At 52.8% G+C, this 15,220-nt stretch carries 19 protein-coding genes and 1 pseudogene; 9 read left to right on the top strand and 11 right to left on the bottom strand.

Annotation, left to right across the window (positions count from 1 at the left end; genetic code table 11):
• Positions 1–357: 357 nt before the first annotated feature.
• Positions 358–494, top strand: a pseudogene (locus PGR29_RS24900) (sugar-binding protein); the annotation flags it as partial.
• A 16-nt stretch (positions 495–510) separates the two neighbouring features.
• Here PGR29_RS24900 and PGR29_RS04290 read toward each other — a convergent pair.
• Positions 511–1,539, bottom strand: coding sequence for a diguanylate cyclase domain-containing protein (locus PGR29_RS04290; RefSeq protein ID WP_213794996.1), 1,029 nt, complete (start codon positions 1,537–1,539; stop codon positions 511–513).
• A gap of 215 nt (positions 1,540–1,754) precedes the next feature.
• Here PGR29_RS04290 and PGR29_RS04285 point away from each other — a divergent pair, with 215 nt between their 5' ends.
• Both PGR29_RS04285 and PGR29_RS04280 read left to right on the top strand, forming a co-directional pair.
• Positions 1,755–2,165 (top strand): Spy/CpxP family protein refolding chaperone, encoded by a 411-nt coding sequence (locus tag PGR29_RS04285; protein WP_213794997.1) that lies wholly within the window; start codon positions 1,755–1,757, stop codon positions 2,163–2,165.
• Between the two features lie 76 nt (positions 2,166–2,241).
• Complete coding sequence (locus PGR29_RS04280; protein ID WP_015705797.1) at positions 2,242–2,670, top strand: glycine zipper 2TM domain-containing protein; 429 nt, start codon at positions 2,242–2,244, stop codon at positions 2,668–2,670.
• A 43-nt stretch (positions 2,671–2,713) separates the two neighbouring features.
• On the opposite strand, the gene PGR29_RS04275 is transcribed toward PGR29_RS04280, so the two are convergent.
• Positions 2,714–4,498 carry a diguanylate cyclase gene (locus PGR29_RS04275; protein ID WP_113373625.1) on the bottom strand — a complete coding sequence of 595 codons (1,785 nt, stop codon included), beginning with the start codon at positions 4,496–4,498 and terminating at the stop codon, positions 2,714–2,716.
• Between the two features lie 74 nt (positions 4,499–4,572).
• Positions 4,573–5,760 (bottom strand): HD-GYP domain-containing protein, encoded by a 1,188-nt coding sequence (locus PGR29_RS04270; protein ID WP_087859313.1) that lies wholly within the window; start codon positions 5,758–5,760, stop codon positions 4,573–4,575.
• 925 nt (positions 5,761–6,685) lie between these two features.
• Between PGR29_RS04270 and lpxP the strand changes: the two genes are divergently transcribed.
• The 3 genes from lpxP to PGR29_RS04255 all read left to right on the top strand — a co-directional run bounded on the left by lpxP (position 6,686) and on the right by PGR29_RS04255 (position 8,708).
• Complete coding sequence (lpxP, locus tag PGR29_RS04265) at positions 6,686–7,600, top strand: kdo(2)-lipid IV(A) palmitoleoyltransferase (RefSeq protein ID WP_087859314.1); 915 nt, start codon at positions 6,686–6,688, stop codon at positions 7,598–7,600.
• Positions 7,601–7,691: 91 nt separating this feature from the next.
• Positions 7,692–8,330, top strand: coding sequence for a leucine efflux protein LeuE (gene leuE / locus PGR29_RS04260; protein ID WP_087859315.1), 639 nt, complete (start codon positions 7,692–7,694; stop codon positions 8,328–8,330).
• Positions 8,331–8,444: 114 nt separating this feature from the next.
• The gene (locus PGR29_RS04255; protein WP_015366132.1) at positions 8,445–8,708 is read left to right on the top strand and encodes a DUF2534 family protein; all 264 of its coding nucleotides are present in this window, start codon (positions 8,445–8,447) and stop codon (positions 8,706–8,708) included.
• A gap of 46 nt (positions 8,709–8,754) precedes the next feature.
• On the opposite strand, the gene PGR29_RS04250 is transcribed toward PGR29_RS04255, so the two are convergent.
• From PGR29_RS04250 to PGR29_RS04235, 4 genes are all read right to left on the bottom strand, one after another.
• Entirely contained in the window at positions 8,755–8,877 is a 123-nt protein-coding gene (locus PGR29_RS04250; RefSeq protein WP_015366133.1) for a hypothetical protein, read from the bottom strand.
• A 133-nt stretch (positions 8,878–9,010) separates the two neighbouring features.
• Complete coding sequence (gene yoaJ, locus PGR29_RS04245) at positions 9,011–9,085, bottom strand: protein YoaJ (protein WP_100279139.1); 75 nt, start codon at positions 9,083–9,085, stop codon at positions 9,011–9,013.
• Positions 9,082–9,186 carry a YoaK family small membrane protein gene (locus tag PGR29_RS04240; RefSeq protein ID WP_045374857.1) on the bottom strand — a complete coding sequence of 35 codons (105 nt, stop codon included), beginning with the start codon at positions 9,184–9,186 and terminating at the stop codon, positions 9,082–9,084. The genes yoaJ and PGR29_RS04240 overlap by 4 nt, the downstream gene beginning before the upstream one ends.
• A 47-nt stretch (positions 9,187–9,233) precedes the next feature.
• Complete coding sequence (locus PGR29_RS04235) at positions 9,234–10,256, bottom strand: sensor domain-containing diguanylate cyclase (protein ID WP_271032357.1); 1,023 nt, start codon at positions 10,254–10,256, stop codon at positions 9,234–9,236.
• 292 nt (positions 10,257–10,548) lie between these two features.
• Here PGR29_RS04235 and PGR29_RS04230 point away from each other — a divergent pair, with 292 nt between their 5' ends.
• On the top strand, positions 10,549–10,797 hold the full coding sequence (locus tag PGR29_RS04230) for a putative hemolysin (RefSeq protein WP_015366135.1): 249 nt from the start codon (positions 10,549–10,551) through the stop codon (positions 10,795–10,797).
• A 10-nt stretch (positions 10,798–10,807) separates the two neighbouring features.
• On the opposite strand, the gene PGR29_RS04225 is transcribed toward PGR29_RS04230, so the two are convergent.
• The gene (locus PGR29_RS04225) at positions 10,808–11,155 is read right to left on the bottom strand and encodes a DUF488 domain-containing protein (RefSeq protein WP_087859627.1); all 348 of its coding nucleotides are present in this window, start codon (positions 11,153–11,155) and stop codon (positions 10,808–10,810) included.
• 140 nt (positions 11,156–11,295) lie between these two features.
• On the opposite strand from PGR29_RS04225, the gene PGR29_RS04220 reads away from it, so the two are divergent.
• On the top strand, positions 11,296–11,988 hold the full coding sequence (locus PGR29_RS04220) for a CTP synthase C-terminal region-related (seleno)protein (protein ID WP_113373626.1): 693 nt from the start codon (positions 11,296–11,298) through the stop codon (positions 11,986–11,988).
• A gap of 33 nt (positions 11,989–12,021) precedes the next feature.
• Here PGR29_RS04220 and PGR29_RS04215 read toward each other — a convergent pair whose 3' ends face one another.
• Positions 12,022–13,203, bottom strand: coding sequence for a CynX/NimT family MFS transporter (locus PGR29_RS04215; RefSeq protein ID WP_087859318.1), 1,182 nt, complete (start codon positions 13,201–13,203; stop codon positions 12,022–12,024).
• Positions 13,204–13,300: 97 nt separating this feature from the next.
• On the opposite strand from PGR29_RS04215, the gene PGR29_RS04210 reads away from it, so the two are divergent.
• Positions 13,301–14,095, top strand: coding sequence for an AraC family transcriptional regulator (locus tag PGR29_RS04210; RefSeq protein ID WP_162750167.1), 795 nt, complete (start codon positions 13,301–13,303; stop codon positions 14,093–14,095).
• Here the strand turns inward: PGR29_RS04210 and PGR29_RS04205 are convergent.
• Complete coding sequence (locus PGR29_RS04205; protein WP_045393296.1) at positions 14,079–14,525, bottom strand: DUF441 domain-containing protein; 447 nt, start codon at positions 14,523–14,525, stop codon at positions 14,079–14,081. The genes PGR29_RS04210 and PGR29_RS04205 overlap by 17 nt on opposite strands.
• Before the next feature lie 138 nt (positions 14,526–14,663).
• Complete coding sequence (locus PGR29_RS04200) at positions 14,664–15,164, bottom strand: YbaK/prolyl-tRNA synthetase associated domain-containing protein (RefSeq protein ID WP_308958960.1); 501 nt, start codon at positions 15,162–15,164, stop codon at positions 14,664–14,666.
• Positions 15,165–15,220 lie beyond the last annotated feature (56 nt).

Below are 15,220 nucleotides of genomic sequence, written 5' to 3'. Positions count from 1 at the left end.
TCCTTTGTTGAAAAAGGAAATGCGTTGCGTAATGACAAAAAATATGCTCAGGCTTAAGAGCAATATGAAAAAGCCTGGAATATTTTGCCTGAACCAAAACCAGAATGGCAAGTTGCTAACTGGATTACCGCAAATATATTCAGCGCTTATTTTGACCTTGGTGATTACAATGAGGCAAAAAAAGGGGCGAAATGACGTTGCAAACGAGAGTAAGAAATATTTCTTTAAATGATAAAAATCCTCGCTACTGTGTGGGTTTTGCAATGCGAAAGCCCTTTGAGCAAATGGTATAATGCCGGGAAAAAGGATTCCAGCCGGCGGCACAGGCATTTTTTTGATTCCGGCAGCCGGCAGCATGCGCCGGTCCGCCTGACGTCATTGCAGGGCGAGATAGTGTGGTCTGAGAAGACGGGCGTATGGGGAGAAAAAGGGGGGGCTACGCCGAACGTATCAGCAACCCGCTGCGTTTTCAGGGCCAGTATTTCGACGCTGAACGGCTGAATACCTTCTTTACCTCTTTCGCGGCGTCCCCTTCTTACTACTGTACATCGCTTTATCCGCACTGTTCAGCAATGTATCGGCATCCGCGGCATCGTGAGGGAAAAGCGCAATGCCGATGCTGCCGGAAATCGTAATAACATGCTCGTGGATCAAAAATGACTGAGTCAGCGCATTGCTGATTTTTTCCGCCGTTTGTCGGGGGAGCGGATCGTTTACCTTTAATCCGGGGAGCAGGGCGATAAACTCGTCGCCGCCGAGGCGGGCTACCGTATCACCTTCTCGTAAAACGCTTTGCAGACGGAATGCTACCAGCCGCAGCAGTTCGTCACCCACGGCGTGGCCGTAAACATCATTCACCGGCTTAAAGCGGTCGAGATCGATAAAGAGCAGCGCCACCTCTGTCTCATTGGCGATAGCCTGAGTAATCGCCAGCTCCAGGCGATTAACCAACAGCCTGCGGTTTGGCAATCCGGTCAGCGCGTCGAAGTTGGCGTGCAGCCAGACCACCTGCTCCCGCTGTTTGCGGTCGGTGATATCGCGAATAAACGCGGAGAAAATCTGCTTGCCTGATTGTTGATGCGGCCAGATTGACAGTTCGATAGGGAACTTGCCTTTAGTGCGATGCAGGGCGGTAATTTCGATGGTGCGATTAAGGATATTCGACGGCTGAGCCGCCTGAAAGCGCATTAAACCACGTGCGTGCTGCTCGCGAAACTCTTCCGGCACGATCATCTCGCCCAGGTTGTTGCCGATAGCTTCCCCAGCGGACCAGCCGAACATTCTTTCCGCGGCCTGGTTCCAGTTAATCACTACGCCCGCATGATTGATGGTAATCACCGCATCTTGTGCGGTCTCAACCAGCTGTCGATGGTTCTCCTCGCTTTCTGCCAGCGCTCGCTGCATCGACTCAATCTCGCTGATACTCTCTTGCAGCTCACGATGCATTTCCGCAAGCGAAAGCGAGAAAAAGCGAATACGCTCTTCTACTGACATATTTTTCATTTCGGCGTAGAGATCGCTGGCGCTACGTGGTGGCATAAGGCGTTCCTGATGAATCGATGAGAATATTCAACCAATATAACAATAAGTGTAGTTAAAAAAAGATCCGCTGCTGACATCTCCGCTATTTTATCTATTAAATAAAATCTATTGTAAATTTGTCCAGATTTAAATTTAACGCTTAGTTACAGATGGATCATATTCCGGAGGTAATAATCCGCACTCTTTATAAAGCGTATTAAGGACAATTTATCGTGAATACTTTCTTGCGTAACACCCTGGCCGCCGTGTTGATGACCGCGGGTCTTTCCATTGCCGCTCAGGCCGCGACGAAAACCGAAGTACCGCCGTTATCCCAGGACCCGGTGGTGCAACATCTCAAGCTGAGCAACGATCAGGTCAGCAAAATTCAGGCCCTGCGTCAGGAGCTCGAAACAAACCTCAAAAAAATCAAAATTGGTGGTTACCAGGATGGTGCGCTGGTTGATGTGATCCAATCCGGTAAATGGGACGATGCGAAAGTAAAACAGCAGCTAGCCGCTTTTGCGCAATTGGATCAGCAGACGCGTTATTACCGCGTGAAATATTACTTCGGCATTAATCAGGTGCTGACGGCTGAACAGCGCGAGCAGGTAAAAAAAGATCTGCAGCAGGCACTCAACTAAGCGATGTCCTAATGCTCCGCAGCCCGGCGGAGCATTGATAGTTGACTTTCCGCAATGAAAAGACAAGGGTGTCATCATGAAGAAGTTTCTCTTTATTGCGCTGGGAATGGCCGCGTTGTTTAGCCAGGCTGGCGTCGCCGGGACTAAAACGTTGGTTGATTATGGCGTCGTACAGGAAAGCCATATTATTAGCACTCCGCATCAGCGCCAGCCGCTTCGCACGCTGGCGGCAGGAACGCTGGGCGGCGTGGTCGGCCATCAGTTCGGCAACGGCAAAGGGCAGACGGCGATGACCGCCGCAGGCGCTCTGGCCGGTGCTGGCGCCTCTCGCTATCACCAGGATCGGCAGCAGGGCGCTCAGCAGGTCGAACTGTTAATCAAAACCAGTAGCGGTCAGGTGATACAGGTGCTACAGGGTTACGACGGTCGGCTTATCTTCAATAAGGGAGATAAGGTGCGCATCCTGACGTCGGGAAATGATACCCGGGTGGACAAATCGGTGTAATGCGCCAAGCGGGAGCCGATACACTCCCGTTTGGGGTGACATGTTATGCCGATTTCAGCATATCAAAGCGGATAATTCGCGAGCGTCCCAGCTCTTTCGCCCGATACAACGCGGCATCTGCGGCACGTAGCAGGCTGTCGCTTTGTGCGTGTTGCGGATAGCTGGCGATACCAATAGAGACATTCACCTGGCCTATATCCGTCAGCCCGCAGCGTAAGGTCATATTTCTCACGTTGTTGTAGATTTCAGTCGCGCAGGTTTCCGCTCTGGCCTCATCGCTGCCGGAAAGCAGCACCAAAAACTCTTCGCCGCCATAGCGGAATGCCATGCCAATATCGCGAACCGCGCGCTGGATGATCGCCGCGACGTTTTTAATCACCAGATCGCCCGCCTCATGGCCGTAATTATCGTTAACCGCCTTAAAGTGATCGATATCAATCATCAGGCAGCTCAGCGGGCTGTTGTTGCGTACCGCGAGATTCATCTGCGTATGCAGCGCTTCCTCAAGATGATGGCGGTTTCGCAACCCGGTCAGAGAATCAAACAACGCTTTTTCCAGCAGAGCGTTGCGCAGACGCTGATTGGACAACGCCAGACCCAGCGCTTCCGCCATGAGTTCAAGATAGGCGCGGGAAGGGGCTGTCTCACTGGTGACATTACGGAAAGAGAGCAGGCCAATGGCTTCACCCTGCGCGATCAGTGGAACGCATAATGATTGCTCGTTGCATTCTTGCGGCAGATGATAGCAGGCGATGTCCGGTTCGCCGTTAACCGGCGGATGGCTGAGGCCTCGGCGTACTGCCCAGCAGTTATCGGGATAAAACACGGCCTCCTCGTCAGGTGGCGAAAGCCACTGCGCGACGCAGCGCATCTGCCAGGGATCGGTATCCAGAATATACAGCCGGCCAGGAACGTCAGGCGCGATATTGGGGGCGAAAAGTTCAGCGACCTTCACCACATCCTCAAATGACTCACATCCCTGCAAGCGTTGAGTCATGCGCGCCAGCAGTTCACGAACGGCCCAGTCGGCATCGCGTTGTTGTTCAAGGCGCTGGCGGGCAAGGCCATTTTCGCGAAAGATGCGGATCGCCTGCGCCATATCGCCAATTTCATCGATCTGTTTGAAGTGCGGTGGTTCGACGGCATAATCCTGCGATGCCAGACGTTGTACCACATCGCTGAGTCGTACCACAGGGGTGAGCACCCGGCGTTTGAGAATAAAGCCGAGAACAAATAAAAACATCAAGGCGGTCAGGCCAACCATCGCTTCCGAAAGCGTCCGCCAGAGGCGCGATTTTTCAGTCGCCTGCTGCATGGCGTTGTTCGTTCGGCCTTCCAGCAGCAGGCGGAAATGATCGATTTGCGTTTGCACACGCTCCAACTCCTGCTCATAAGGCTTACCGTAAACCTGCAAAATCGCCTCTTTCTCTTCGCCGCGAGCGACGCGATCGATGGCGGTCTGCTGTTCATCTTGTAATTCATCGGCAATACGCAGACCGTCGCGCAACAGCGCCAGCTCCTGCTGGCTGGCGCCAATGTCTTTTAGTTTAAGCAACCGATTTTCAATTGATTTGAGAGTTTGGATCTGCTGACGATACTGTTGCAGCGTCTCTGGTTGTTTTTCGATGACGTACAGTCGCGCGAGGTCTGAAAGCTCCCACGCGTCGCTTTCTATCTCATCGGCAAGACGAACGAACGTATCCCGTTGTTGTACTGCCTGGCGTTCAGCGCGATCGGCGCCGGAAGCCATTAGCATCGCAATACCGGATGCAATGGTCAGCCCTACGGTGATCCCGTAGGCCCAGTTAGTCATGGTGGCGATTCTCACCGAGTATTTCCTTGCAGGCAGATGAATGAGCGATTCGTATTTTTATTATAGAACCACGCCGCCAATCAGAAGATTCAAAGGCGCGGTATGCGGGTGACGAGGTGATGTAGCGCCTGGGCATGCTGGCGCAAAACAAGATACACATCGTTATCCAGAGCGCCATTTATAACATCAGCTTCGATAAGATGTAACGCCTCTTGATACGGCATTCCGAGCCGATAAGGGCGATCCTCAACAAGCGCGGTAAAGATATCCGCAACGGCGATAATTCTGTCTGGAAGGTGTAAATAACGATGATTTAAATGAAGTGGATAGCCGCTGCCATCGAGTTTTTCATGGTGATTAGCGGCCCAATCGATGATTTCCGCCAGATCGGTGAAATCTCGTAATATTTCACCGGTCATATAGCTATGTTCGCGGATCAATAGCGCTTCGTCATCGCTAAGTTCAGCCTGTTTTTCGAGGATCGCCAGTGGAATATATATTTTGCCGATATCATGCAAATAGCCGGCAATTTCAATTTTGCGGCATACCAGCGGCGGTAAATTCATATAGACGGCGAGGGCATAAGAAATTTCGCCAACCATAATGCTGTGGCTGGCGGTGAAACTACTGTAAGTATCGACAATTTTCGCGATCAGCAAACAAATATCTTTCAGACCATCGATGTCAATAAATACGTCATTAATCGGTCCCACAATTTCCAGCAGCCGCTGAATATGTTCTGCTTGCATATGGCGCCAGAAGGTAGGGTGTTGCGCCAGTTCACACAGGGTATCGCACAGTGGCGGATCGATATCGCGATAGTCATCGACAAAGCGGGCGATGAGCGCTTTTTGTTGGTCCGGGGCAACGACGCCTTGCGTAGGAAGGAGCCGTTCAAAGCAGTCCGCAAAATAGACGATATGCTGCTCCAGATTACCTTTGCGAGTAGGGCTAAAGTGGTGATCGCCAATAATGGGGCTAATAAGAGTAAAAGTATCCAGGCCGGCAAGCATCTGTACGCCGCGGATTTGGTGTGGGTCATAAAGATTATCTATCGCATTCAGTGAGTCAATGCGCCGCTTATCGCCAAGTACGCCGATATCATGCAGCAGCGCGGCCAGAAAGACGGTTTTTTGCTGGGGAGCTGGAAGATCCAACGCCAGTGATAATTTGTAGCTTATCAGCGCCGTGCGCTGTAAATGCAGATCCAGCCTCGGGTTGATGGCATTAATGACGCGCGTGATCAGCATTAAAGCCGACTTTAAGGCAATACGCATTTTTTTCTCCGTCCATGCAATCCGCTGTTGCCGTTAATCCTGTGGCATCCGAAAGTGCGCTCAAACGCCTCCCGGACGCGGCGCGAGTGAAGCGACGCATATCTGAGGCTTCATCCACGCTCCGTAAACAATTCATTTTAGCTCACATAGTCGCTTTCATTCTGGTAATCACATGATGAATCACTTCACAGTTTGATTCATATCTAGTTGCGGTGAGGAGTGATGGCTTTTACATCACCTTTCAGGAGACGGTGAGCGCGGACTGGACAATGCCCAAATCCGCGATAATGTTTTGTCAGTCTCAATTTTGTGAGATGGCATCGGCAATGCCGCATTATTGCCTGGAGTGCATCGAAGAGTAATCAAGAGGGGATGAGGTCGATATTCCTGCGAACGTGACTACTAGCTGCAAAGCTATACTTTTGTCAGTATTTATCAGTAAGCATAAATAATCCTGTTCTTATTTATATTTATTAATTACTAACATTTTAATCGGCCAGCGCGGTATGTGAATATTATTATCTACAGTGATTGTTTATATTGAACGCATTTGAGGTATGTATGTTTTTTGGTCGTTACTGTTCGGGGCTTGATGCGCTGGGAGGCAGCGTCAGTAGCGGCCTGCGTGAATCCACGCTTGTAAAATCGCCAGATGGCAGTTTAAGTCCATTCCTATATCAGAAAAAATCATTAGCGCGAAAATGATTATCAGTGTGAATATGAATGAACGGACCTCAATTCTGCTTTACAATTTGTAACATCTGTGAATCTATTATGTATTTTAGCGTTAAGTGTAATTTTTTCTTGCTGCCGTGAATTTACCAGGATTACTATTGTCTGACTTGCTGTATCGCCTAATGACGGATGAAGGGACTCGTTTTTTCCTTAAGCGTTACCCTATATTTTAATGTTTACAGGAAAAACCATGTCTTGCGCCTTTAAAAAACATCTATTGCTTCCCCGTTATTGGGTGACCTGGTTTGGCCTGGCCATTCTTTGGTTAATCGTCCAACTCCCTTATCCCGTGTTACATACGCTCGGCACCAGCGCAGGGCGGCTATCGCGTCGCTTTCTGAAACGTCGGGAACACATCGCCCGGCGTAACATTGAGCTATGCTTCCCGGAAATGTCCAGCGCTGCCCGCGAAAAGCTGCTGGAAGAGAACTTTATGTCCCTCGGCATGGGGCTTATCGAAACGGGTATGGCGTGGTTCTGGAGCGATGAACGCGTTAAAAAATGGTTTGACGTCGAAGGCATCGCTAATCTGAACGCTGCGCTTAGCGCCGATAAAGGCGTGATGGTTGTTGGCATTCACTTTATGTCACTGGAGCTGGGTGGCCGCGCAATGGGCTTGTGTCGTCCGATGATGGCGACGTATCGCCCGCACAATAGCCCGCTTATGGAGTGGGTGCAGACTCGCGCTCGTCTGCGCTCGAATAAAGCGATGATCGACCGTCGTAATCTCTCCGGGCTGGTACATGCGTTGAAATCCGGTGAGGCGGTGTGGTTTGCGCCGGATCAGGATTACGGCCCGAAGGGCAGCGTTTTTGCGCCGTTCTTCTCGGTACCACAGGCGGCGACGACTAATGGTACTTGGGTGTTGTCGCGCCTCTCCGGTTCGAAAATGCTGAGTATCAGTATGGTGCGCAAGCTGGATCGTAAAGGCTACAGCCTGCATATCAGTGAAGTTATGAATGATTATCCCGGCGAAGATAAACAGATTGCCGCCAGCTATATCAACAAGGTCATTGAACGCGAAATTCTGCGTGCGCCGGAGCAGTACCTGTGGGTGCATCGCCGGTTCAAAACCCGCCCGCTTGGCGAAACTTCGGTATATTAGTACCACAGTTGCGCTCCACGCTTTCAAAATGACCGCAGTTGCGTTAACGTGAGCCGGATCATACTTTTTGTTGAAAGCGAAGGAGTGCAGCGTGTTCGCTGAGTTTGGTGTTTTGAATTATCTGACCTACCTGGTCGGGGCTATTTTTATCATTCTCGTACCTGGTCCCAATACCTTTTTTGTACTGAAAACCGGTATCGCGCACGGCGTTAAGAAAGGATACCTTGCCGCCGCCGGCGTGTTTATCGGCGACGCGGTTCTGATGTTCCTGGCATTTGCTGGCGTTGCGACGCTTATCAAAACGACGCCGGTGCTGTTTAATATTGTGCGCTATCTTGGCGCGATTTATCTGCTTTGGCTGGGCGCTAAAATGCTCTACTCGGTATTTAAACAGCGCGAGGGGCATGATGCCGCCGATGCTGAGCCGGGGAGCGCGATCCTCAAACGCTCGTTAACCCTGAGCCTGACCAACCCGAAAGCGATCCTTTTCTATGTCTCTTTTTTCGTCCAGTTCATTGACGTTAATGCGACATCGCCGGGCGTCGCGTTCTTTATCCTGGCGCTGACGCTGGAGATCATTAGCTTTGTCTACATGAGCTTCCTTATCCTGTCTGGCTCGTTTGTTACGCGCTATGTGAAAACCAAAAAGAAACTGGCGAAATTGGGCAACAGCCTGATCGGCCTGGTCTTTGTTGGCTTTGCCGCACGCCTTGCGACGCTGCAGTCCTGATCCCGGAATCGGTTTGCCAGCGATAATCGCTGTGTTGTAACAAAAACCCTTCAATTTTTATTGCATTGGTGTTACATATACAGCCGATTATCGCTCACAGAGAAGGGAACCCGGATGATTCTGCAAAAAATCCTCAGTAATAAAAACGGCAAGAAGTTTCTGTTGTCGATGGCGACGGTATTTGCTATTGCGCTTGCCGTCGTGGGCCGCGCAACGTTCGGTGGCGTGGTGAGCGAGTACAACATGCCGTACTCGGAGTGGACAACCTCGATGTTCTTCCTGCAAGGCGCGATGGTGATGGTTTACAGTACCGTGTTCACCGTATTATTTGCTATCCCGCTGGGCTTTCTGTTTTTAGGCTCTGACCGTCAGGACTAAAAGCAACAAGGCGAACACTAGTTCGCCTTTTGCGTGATCCCGTCTGTCACCATCCTCGATCATGATGATGATGGTGGTGGTGCCGATGATGGTAACCATCATCCACGATACATCCCGATAACAGCGTGCACAGCGCAATAATCAACGGTAACACCATCGGTTTTTTCATTACTCACTTCTCCAGTTAATGCCCGCTTTGCTGCATAAATACAGCGAAGCGGCTGATGAAATGAGTGTATCGTCCTAACTTATTGAGTAGATAAGACAACTCTGCAATAGCGGGGCGGCGGGAAAAATTGAGATTACCACCAGCCCAATTCGGTGCCGGCAACCACCACGATGGCGACGATAATCATAATGATGGTCGTCTTTTTCATGATGCCCCCCCTGGCGCCGCATAGCCGCCAACAAAAAACCAGCCCAGAAAGACCACGGCGACGATGAAAATCACCACCGGAAAAAGAATACCCAATTTCATGCTTAGTTCCTGTCTCTTAACGTTATGTTATCTATCATACTGGAAAGTTATGCTTTCTGGTCAATATCGAAAATGGTCAGCTTGCGGCGTGAGTTTTTGTCGTGATACATGGCTTCATCCGCTGCGCGCAGCGCCTGCTCAACGTCCATATTTTGCGGATCGACTTCGATCACTCCAAAGCTGGCGCCAGGGTATTCTATACCGTGTCCGGCCAGACGGTAACGCCCGGTAAGCTGCTGGCGTAGGTGGGCAATAAATGCCTCCTGCTCAGATGATTCAAGCGCCGGGCCGATGATTAAAAATTCATCGCCGCCGAGGCGGCCAACGGTATCTTCGTTACGTACGTTGGCACTTAATCGTTCACCTATCTGGATGAGAAAACTGTCGCCGCAGGGGTGGCCCAGTTTATCGTTAATCGCTTTAAAATCGTCGAGGTCGATAAAAATAAGCAGGAGCCTGCGCTGCTGGGCGCGAGCTTGAGTAAACAGCGTTTTAAGATGTTTAAACAACGCGCGGCGGTTAGCCAGACCGGTCAGCTCATCGGTATAGGAGTGCATCTCCAGCGCCGCATTCGCGCTGCGCAGCTGCTGAACCAGCGTCTCTTTCTCCACGTAATGGGAGATCAGGCTGGCGAACAGGATCATTACCTGCTCACCTTCAAGATTATAGGGCTGTTTGACGCGGCTGGTGGCGCACAACGTACCATATAACGAACCATCGGCAAGATGGACAGGAATACTAAAGAACGTGGCGATCCCGAGTTCCTGCGCGGCGGTGCAGGAGCGCCAGCGTTGGCCAACCTCGTTGCAAAATATACAGTTATCATCGATTGCGCGTTTGCAGAGCGACTCGTCCCAGGGAACGGAAAAGCCTTCCGGGATCTGCATTTCGCTGCTGTTGTGGGCATACATGACTAACTGGCGCTGCGCTTCTAAATCAATCCGTGTCAGATAGGTGGACTCCATACGAGTCACCAGCTCCAGCATTTCCAGCAGTTGTCGCACCAACGTTTCGAGCGTTCGTTCGGTAGCAAGCGTCTGTGAGACGCGGGCAAGAATGAAGTCTGACATGAATGAAACGGCCCCCGGAGGTTAGCGCAGTACTGCGAGCTGGCGCAGCGAACAGCTAATAACAAACAAATTTATAACGAATGTATCACATTTAGCAGGGGGATATCTGCTATCGCGACGGTAAAAAAAAGCCCCATCGGGGGCGATGGGGCAAAACTCATTGATTATGGAATGATCTGTTCTCTGGTCAATTCGAGAACGAGCGCTACTCTAAAGGGCAAAAGTGTAGTTAAAATGGAGAAACCGTGGAGATTCAGGGCGAAAGGTCGCTTTGAATAAAACAGGAGTAATTATGAAGTGGATAGTAATGATGTTGCCGCTGATGCTAGCGGGCTGCGCTCAGTCACAACAGCCTGATGCGCCGCCGCCGCCAAATTCGATCGGTATGGCCAATCCGGCCGCCGTCTATTGCGACCAGAAGGGCGGTAAGCAGGTTCCGGTCCAGACGCCTCAGGGCGTACGCACCGACTGTAAACTTCCCAGTGGCGAAACGCTTGATGAATGGGAACTGTGGCGGCGCGATCATCCGGCGAAGAAATAATTCGCCGCCGCTAAATTAAGCTCTTCAGCCACTCCGCCAGCACCAGCGCATGATTTTGTTGCGTATCTTTTGCCGCATAGAGCAGGGTTAATGGCTGCTGGTTGGCCAATTTGGCGAGCCGTAGACCTTCATCGCGATGGGTTTCCAGTTCTTCGCGGTACTGCTGGCGGAAGTGAGAGAAGTCAATCGCTTCTCCGTGCAGAGCCTTGCGTAAATCGCTGGAAGGCGTCAGGCTTTTACACCATTCGTCATAATGCAAATCCTCTTTTTTTATCCCCCGTGGCCACAGGCGATCGACCAGCACGCGGTAACCGTCGCTGGCCTCTGTAGGGTCATAAACGCGTTTACATTGAATCATCATTATTCTCCCGTCGTTATGTCATTCTGGCGGCAAGCCCGTGCAGCGCGCCGCTAAATAACCATTGTGTTCCGCGAATGATATCGCTAATCTGAGGTTCCTTGTGTTGCCCGATAATCCTCAGACATAAGGATCCTGCTATGAACACCCCTTTGCGCATTGCCCTTGTTGGCGATTACAACCCTGACGTGATTGCCCATAAGGCTATTCCGCTGGCTATTGATGATGCTGCCGCGGTCCTGGAACAACCGGTGAGCTATGACTGGTTAGCCACCAGCGAGATTGTCAGCGCAGACCAGCTCACCGATTATGACGCCATCTGGGTGGTTCCCGCCAGCCCGTATAAAAACGCCGATGGCGCATTCATCGCCATTCGCTATGCCCGCGAAAATAGCATTCCGTTCCTCGGCACCTGTGGCGGTTTCCAGCACGCGATTATCGAATATGCCCGTAATGTTATGGGATGGCAGGATGCGGCGCACGCCGAAACCGATAGCGAAGGGCGAATGGTCATTGCGCCATTAAGCTGTTCGCTGGTGGAAAAATCAGATGCTATCGAACTGCGCGCGAACACGCTGATCGCCCGCGCTTATGGCCGGGACAGTATTGAAGAGGGATATCATTGTAACTACGGTATTGCCGAAAGCTTTGCCCATGAACTGGAGCAGGGCGCGCTGCGGGTAACCGGGTGGGATGAGAACGGCGAGATCCGCGCCGTGGAGTTAACCACCCATCCGTTCTTCGTCGCCACGCTGTTCCAGCACGAGCGCAACGCGCTGGAAGGGCGTCCGGCGCCGCTGGTACAGGCTTTCCTGCACGCGGCCCGGCAATAAAAAATCGGCAGCCCTGGCTGCCGACTCTTGTGATTAATGAATTTCCCGCGCCCTGCCGGCAAGGGCGCCGAACAGCGCCATGACCACTGCGATGAGTGCGACGATGATTAACGGTATATGCCAGTCGCCGTAAGCATCATGGATTTTACCGATGAGCGGCGGTCCGCAGGCGGCCAGCAGATAACCAATAGTCTGCGCCATGCCGGAAAGCGCCGCGGCCTGATGCGCTGAGCTGGCGCGTAGACCAATAAACGTCAGGCCAAGGATCATGGTGGCGCCGGATCCGAAGCCAAAAATCAATGTCCAGATCACCGCCTGACCGGGCAGTAACCACAATCCCAGCGTGCTTACCACGCACATTAAGGCTACCAGAACGGCGATGCCGCGCTGATCTTTTAGCCTGTGGAGTACCAGCGGGATGGCCAGGCCCGGCGCGGCGGTTGCCAGCTGCAGCAGGCCATGTAGCGAGCCAGCCTGCGCTTCGCTATAGCCCATACTCTGCAGGATTGCGGGCAGCCAACCAACGATAACGTAATAGACCAGTGAATTAATCCCAAGGAACAGCGTGACCTGCCAGGCCAGCGCCGAACGCCAGATCCCCCGATTGTGCGCAGCGCCCGATCCGGTCATCGGCGTGGAAGCCTGACGACGGGCCTGCGGCAGCCAGAGTAATAGCGCCAGCAGTGGGAAAACCATCAGTAGCAGCAGCGCGCCGCGCCAGCCAAACCCCGCCAGCGCCAGCGGCACCACCATCGCGGAACCTGCCGCCGCCGCCGCGCCCATGGTAATGGAGTAGGCGCCGGTCATCCGGGCGACATGGCCGGAAAAATCACGCTTAATTAACCCTGGCAACAGCACGTTACCCAGCGCGATGCCGCAGCCAATGAGCGCTGTACCGATATATAGCCAGGCTGCTGAGGGGAGGGAACGTAATCCGATCCCGAGGCAAATAATCACCATCGCCAGCAGCAGGCTACGCTCAATGCCGAAACGGCGGGCGACGCCGGCCGCCAGCGGAGAGACCAGCCCGAAGGCCAGCAGCGGCAGGGTCGTGAGCAGCCCGGTTTGCGCCGTCGTCAGTTGGTATTCAGCGCGTATCGCATCCAGCAGTGGGGCGATACCGGTGAAAGTTACCCGTAGCGTGGCGGCGATAAATAAAATTCCGACAATCAGCAGCAGTTTGTTGCCGTTGGCAGAGGAAGAAACAGGACTCATAACATTCTCAGACTAATAAACAGGGTCGTAACAATAGCCTGTTTAACGGCTGTTTGAATCAAGCTAAAATGACAGATTATCGCTAATATCGGACAATTTGATGATTGGACTGGGTTTAGACGGCTATGAACCAGATAGCGGCCATGAAGCGGCGCTGGCGTTTCGCATTCAGGTGGTGGACGACGAGCAGTTTATTCCGCGTCATCAGCACCGCAAAGGTCAGCTGATCCTCGCGTTGCACGGCGCTTTAACCTGCGAAGTGGATAACGCCATGTGGATGGTGCCGCCGCTGTATGCGGTGTGGGTACCGGGTCAACTCCCGCACAGCAATCGCGCAACGCCAGGAGCGCAGGTGTGCTTTTTGTTCATTGAGCCGGGGGCGGCGCCGATGCCTGAGCATTGCTGCACGTTAAAAATCTCACCGCTGGTGCGAGAGTTGATTATGACCCTTGCCGAACGCGGCAGGGAGGCGCTTGACACGTCGCCTACGCAGCGCCTGGTGCAGGTATTATTTGATGAGCTACCGCAACAACCGCAGGAACATCTGCAGCTGCCGGTTTCAGGACATCCGAAGATCCGCCGGATGGCCGACACCATGGCCCGCGATCCGGCGCACTGGCAGACGCTCTCGCAGTGGGCGGCGGCGTTCGCCATGAGCGAACGCAATCTGGCACGGCTGGTGGTGCGGGAGACCGGGCTTAGCTTTCGCCGCTGGCGGCACCAGCTGCAGCTGATCCTGGCGCTGCAGATGCTGGTGCGCGGACAGACGGTACAGCAAACCGCCCAGACGCTCGGTTATGATTCAACAACCGCCTTTATCACCATGTTTAAAAAAGGATTAGGGCAAACGCCTGGCCGCTACCACGCCAGTTTATCTAAGCCTTTCCGATAAAAAGCGAAATAATGCCGGCGGCGATAAGCGGCCCGACCGGGACACCGCGAAACAGCGCAACGCCCAGTACGGTACCCACCAGCAGCCCGGCGACCAGCTGAGGCTGCGAACCCATTAGCGCGACGCCACGTCCGCCGAGCCACGAGACGAACACGCCCACGGCAATCGCCAGCAGTGACTTCCAGTTCACAAAAGAGTGGATCAGCGTTGAGGGCGGTAGCGTTCCGCTGGCGATGGGAGCCATCACGCCGATGGTCAAAATGATGATACCGATGGTCAGCCCCTGCTTTTCAATCCAGGGAAAGAAAACATTAAGCGGCGTCACCCGCACGATGATGAGCACCAGTATTGAGATAGCGACCGTGGTGTTATGACTGATAAAGCCGAGCGCCGCCAGCCCCAGCAAGATAAACAGGGTTGTATCGAACATTCCAGAGGTCCTTGCCAAAATAAAAAAGAAACCTGCTTACTCTACGCATAATCGCGTGAATAAACAGGCTTTTAATTTATTTACTGCAAATCAGTCTACCAGCGCCGCCCGCGAATCTTGTCGCACACTGGCGATGTGCTAAATGACGCGACGGAACGCTGCCAGCTCAGGGCGGGCGATACGCAGATAGTCGTCGGTATTCATAATGATCGATTTTTCCAGCAGGCCGGCATTAAAGGCTATCTCGGTAAAACGTTCGAACAGCATCGGGTCGGCGACCAGTTTTAGCTTAGGGTGAAAGCTAAAGGGCGGAATGGCGCCAAATACGCAGGCGGTAAGAGCATCGACCTCCGCCGGGCTGGCGAGCGACGCTTTACTGCCGCCAATATGCTGCGCCAGACGGGATAAATCGGCCTGCTGATCGGCGGCAAGGATAGCCAGTACGTGCTGGTTTATCCCATTACCTTTCACTGTACAGACCAGCGCTTTGGCGCCCTGTCCCAACGCGGTACCGCGGATTGCTGATACGGCTTCACATTTGCCAACGGCTTCATGTTCCATGACCCGATAGCGAGCCTGCTGCTCATCAAGGAGGCGGCATAACCGCTGGTGTATGTCGGCTGTCTCTGGCGATTGCATATTGCGATGGTTCCTCTGCTGAAAAGGGCAAGCTTAACTCCGCGCGGCGGCAATGA

The organism is Klebsiella sp. 141203 (assembly GCF_032601985.1).
GTDB lineage: Bacteria > Pseudomonadota > Gammaproteobacteria > Enterobacterales > Enterobacteriaceae > Klebsiella > Klebsiella aerogenes.
Note: the sequence above shows the minus strand (reverse complement) of the source record. Positions and strands in the feature narration are given on the sequence as shown.

Coding starts and splice junctions, on each gene's coding strand:
- PGR29_RS04200 (WP_308958960.1), bottom strand. CDS start 15,164: ATGCAATCGCCAGAGACAGCCGACATACACCAGCGGTTATGCCGCCTC.
- PGR29_RS04280 (WP_015705797.1), top strand. CDS start 2,242: ATGAAGAAGTTTCTCTTTATTGCGCTGGGAATGGCCGCGTTGTTTAGC.
- PGR29_RS04235 (WP_271032357.1), bottom strand. CDS start 10,256: ATGTCAGACTTCATTCTTGCCCGCGTCTCACAGACGCTTGCTACCGAA.
- PGR29_RS04240 (WP_045374857.1), bottom strand. CDS start 9,186: ATGAAATTGGGTATTCTTTTTCCGGTGGTGATTTTCATCGTCGCCGTG.
- PGR29_RS04225 (WP_087859627.1), bottom strand. CDS start 11,155: ATGATTCAATGTAAACGCGTTTATGACCCTACAGAGGCCAGCGACGGT.
- PGR29_RS04215 (WP_087859318.1), bottom strand. CDS start 13,203: ATGAGTCCTGTTTCTTCCTCTGCCAACGGCAACAAACTGCTGCTGATT.
- PGR29_RS04290 (WP_213794996.1), bottom strand. CDS start 1,539: ATGCCACCACGTAGCGCCAGCGATCTCTACGCCGAAATGAAAAATATG.
- PGR29_RS04205 (WP_045393296.1), bottom strand. CDS start 14,525: ATGTTCGATACAACCCTGTTTATCTTGCTGGGGCTGGCGGCGCTCGGC.
- lpxP (WP_087859314.1), top strand. CDS start 6,686: ATGTCTTGCGCCTTTAAAAAACATCTATTGCTTCCCCGTTATTGGGTG.
- PGR29_RS04220 (WP_113373626.1), top strand. CDS start 11,296: ATGAACACCCCTTTGCGCATTGCCCTTGTTGGCGATTACAACCCTGAC.
- PGR29_RS04255 (WP_015366132.1), top strand. CDS start 8,445: ATGATTCTGCAAAAAATCCTCAGTAATAAAAACGGCAAGAAGTTTCTG.
- PGR29_RS04250 (WP_015366133.1), bottom strand. CDS start 8,877: ATGAAAAAACCGATGGTGTTACCGTTGATTATTGCGCTGTGCACGCTG.
- PGR29_RS04270 (WP_087859313.1), bottom strand. CDS start 5,760: ATGCGTATTGCCTTAAAGTCGGCTTTAATGCTGATCACGCGCGTCATT.
- PGR29_RS04230 (WP_015366135.1), top strand. CDS start 10,549: ATGAAGTGGATAGTAATGATGTTGCCGCTGATGCTAGCGGGCTGCGCT.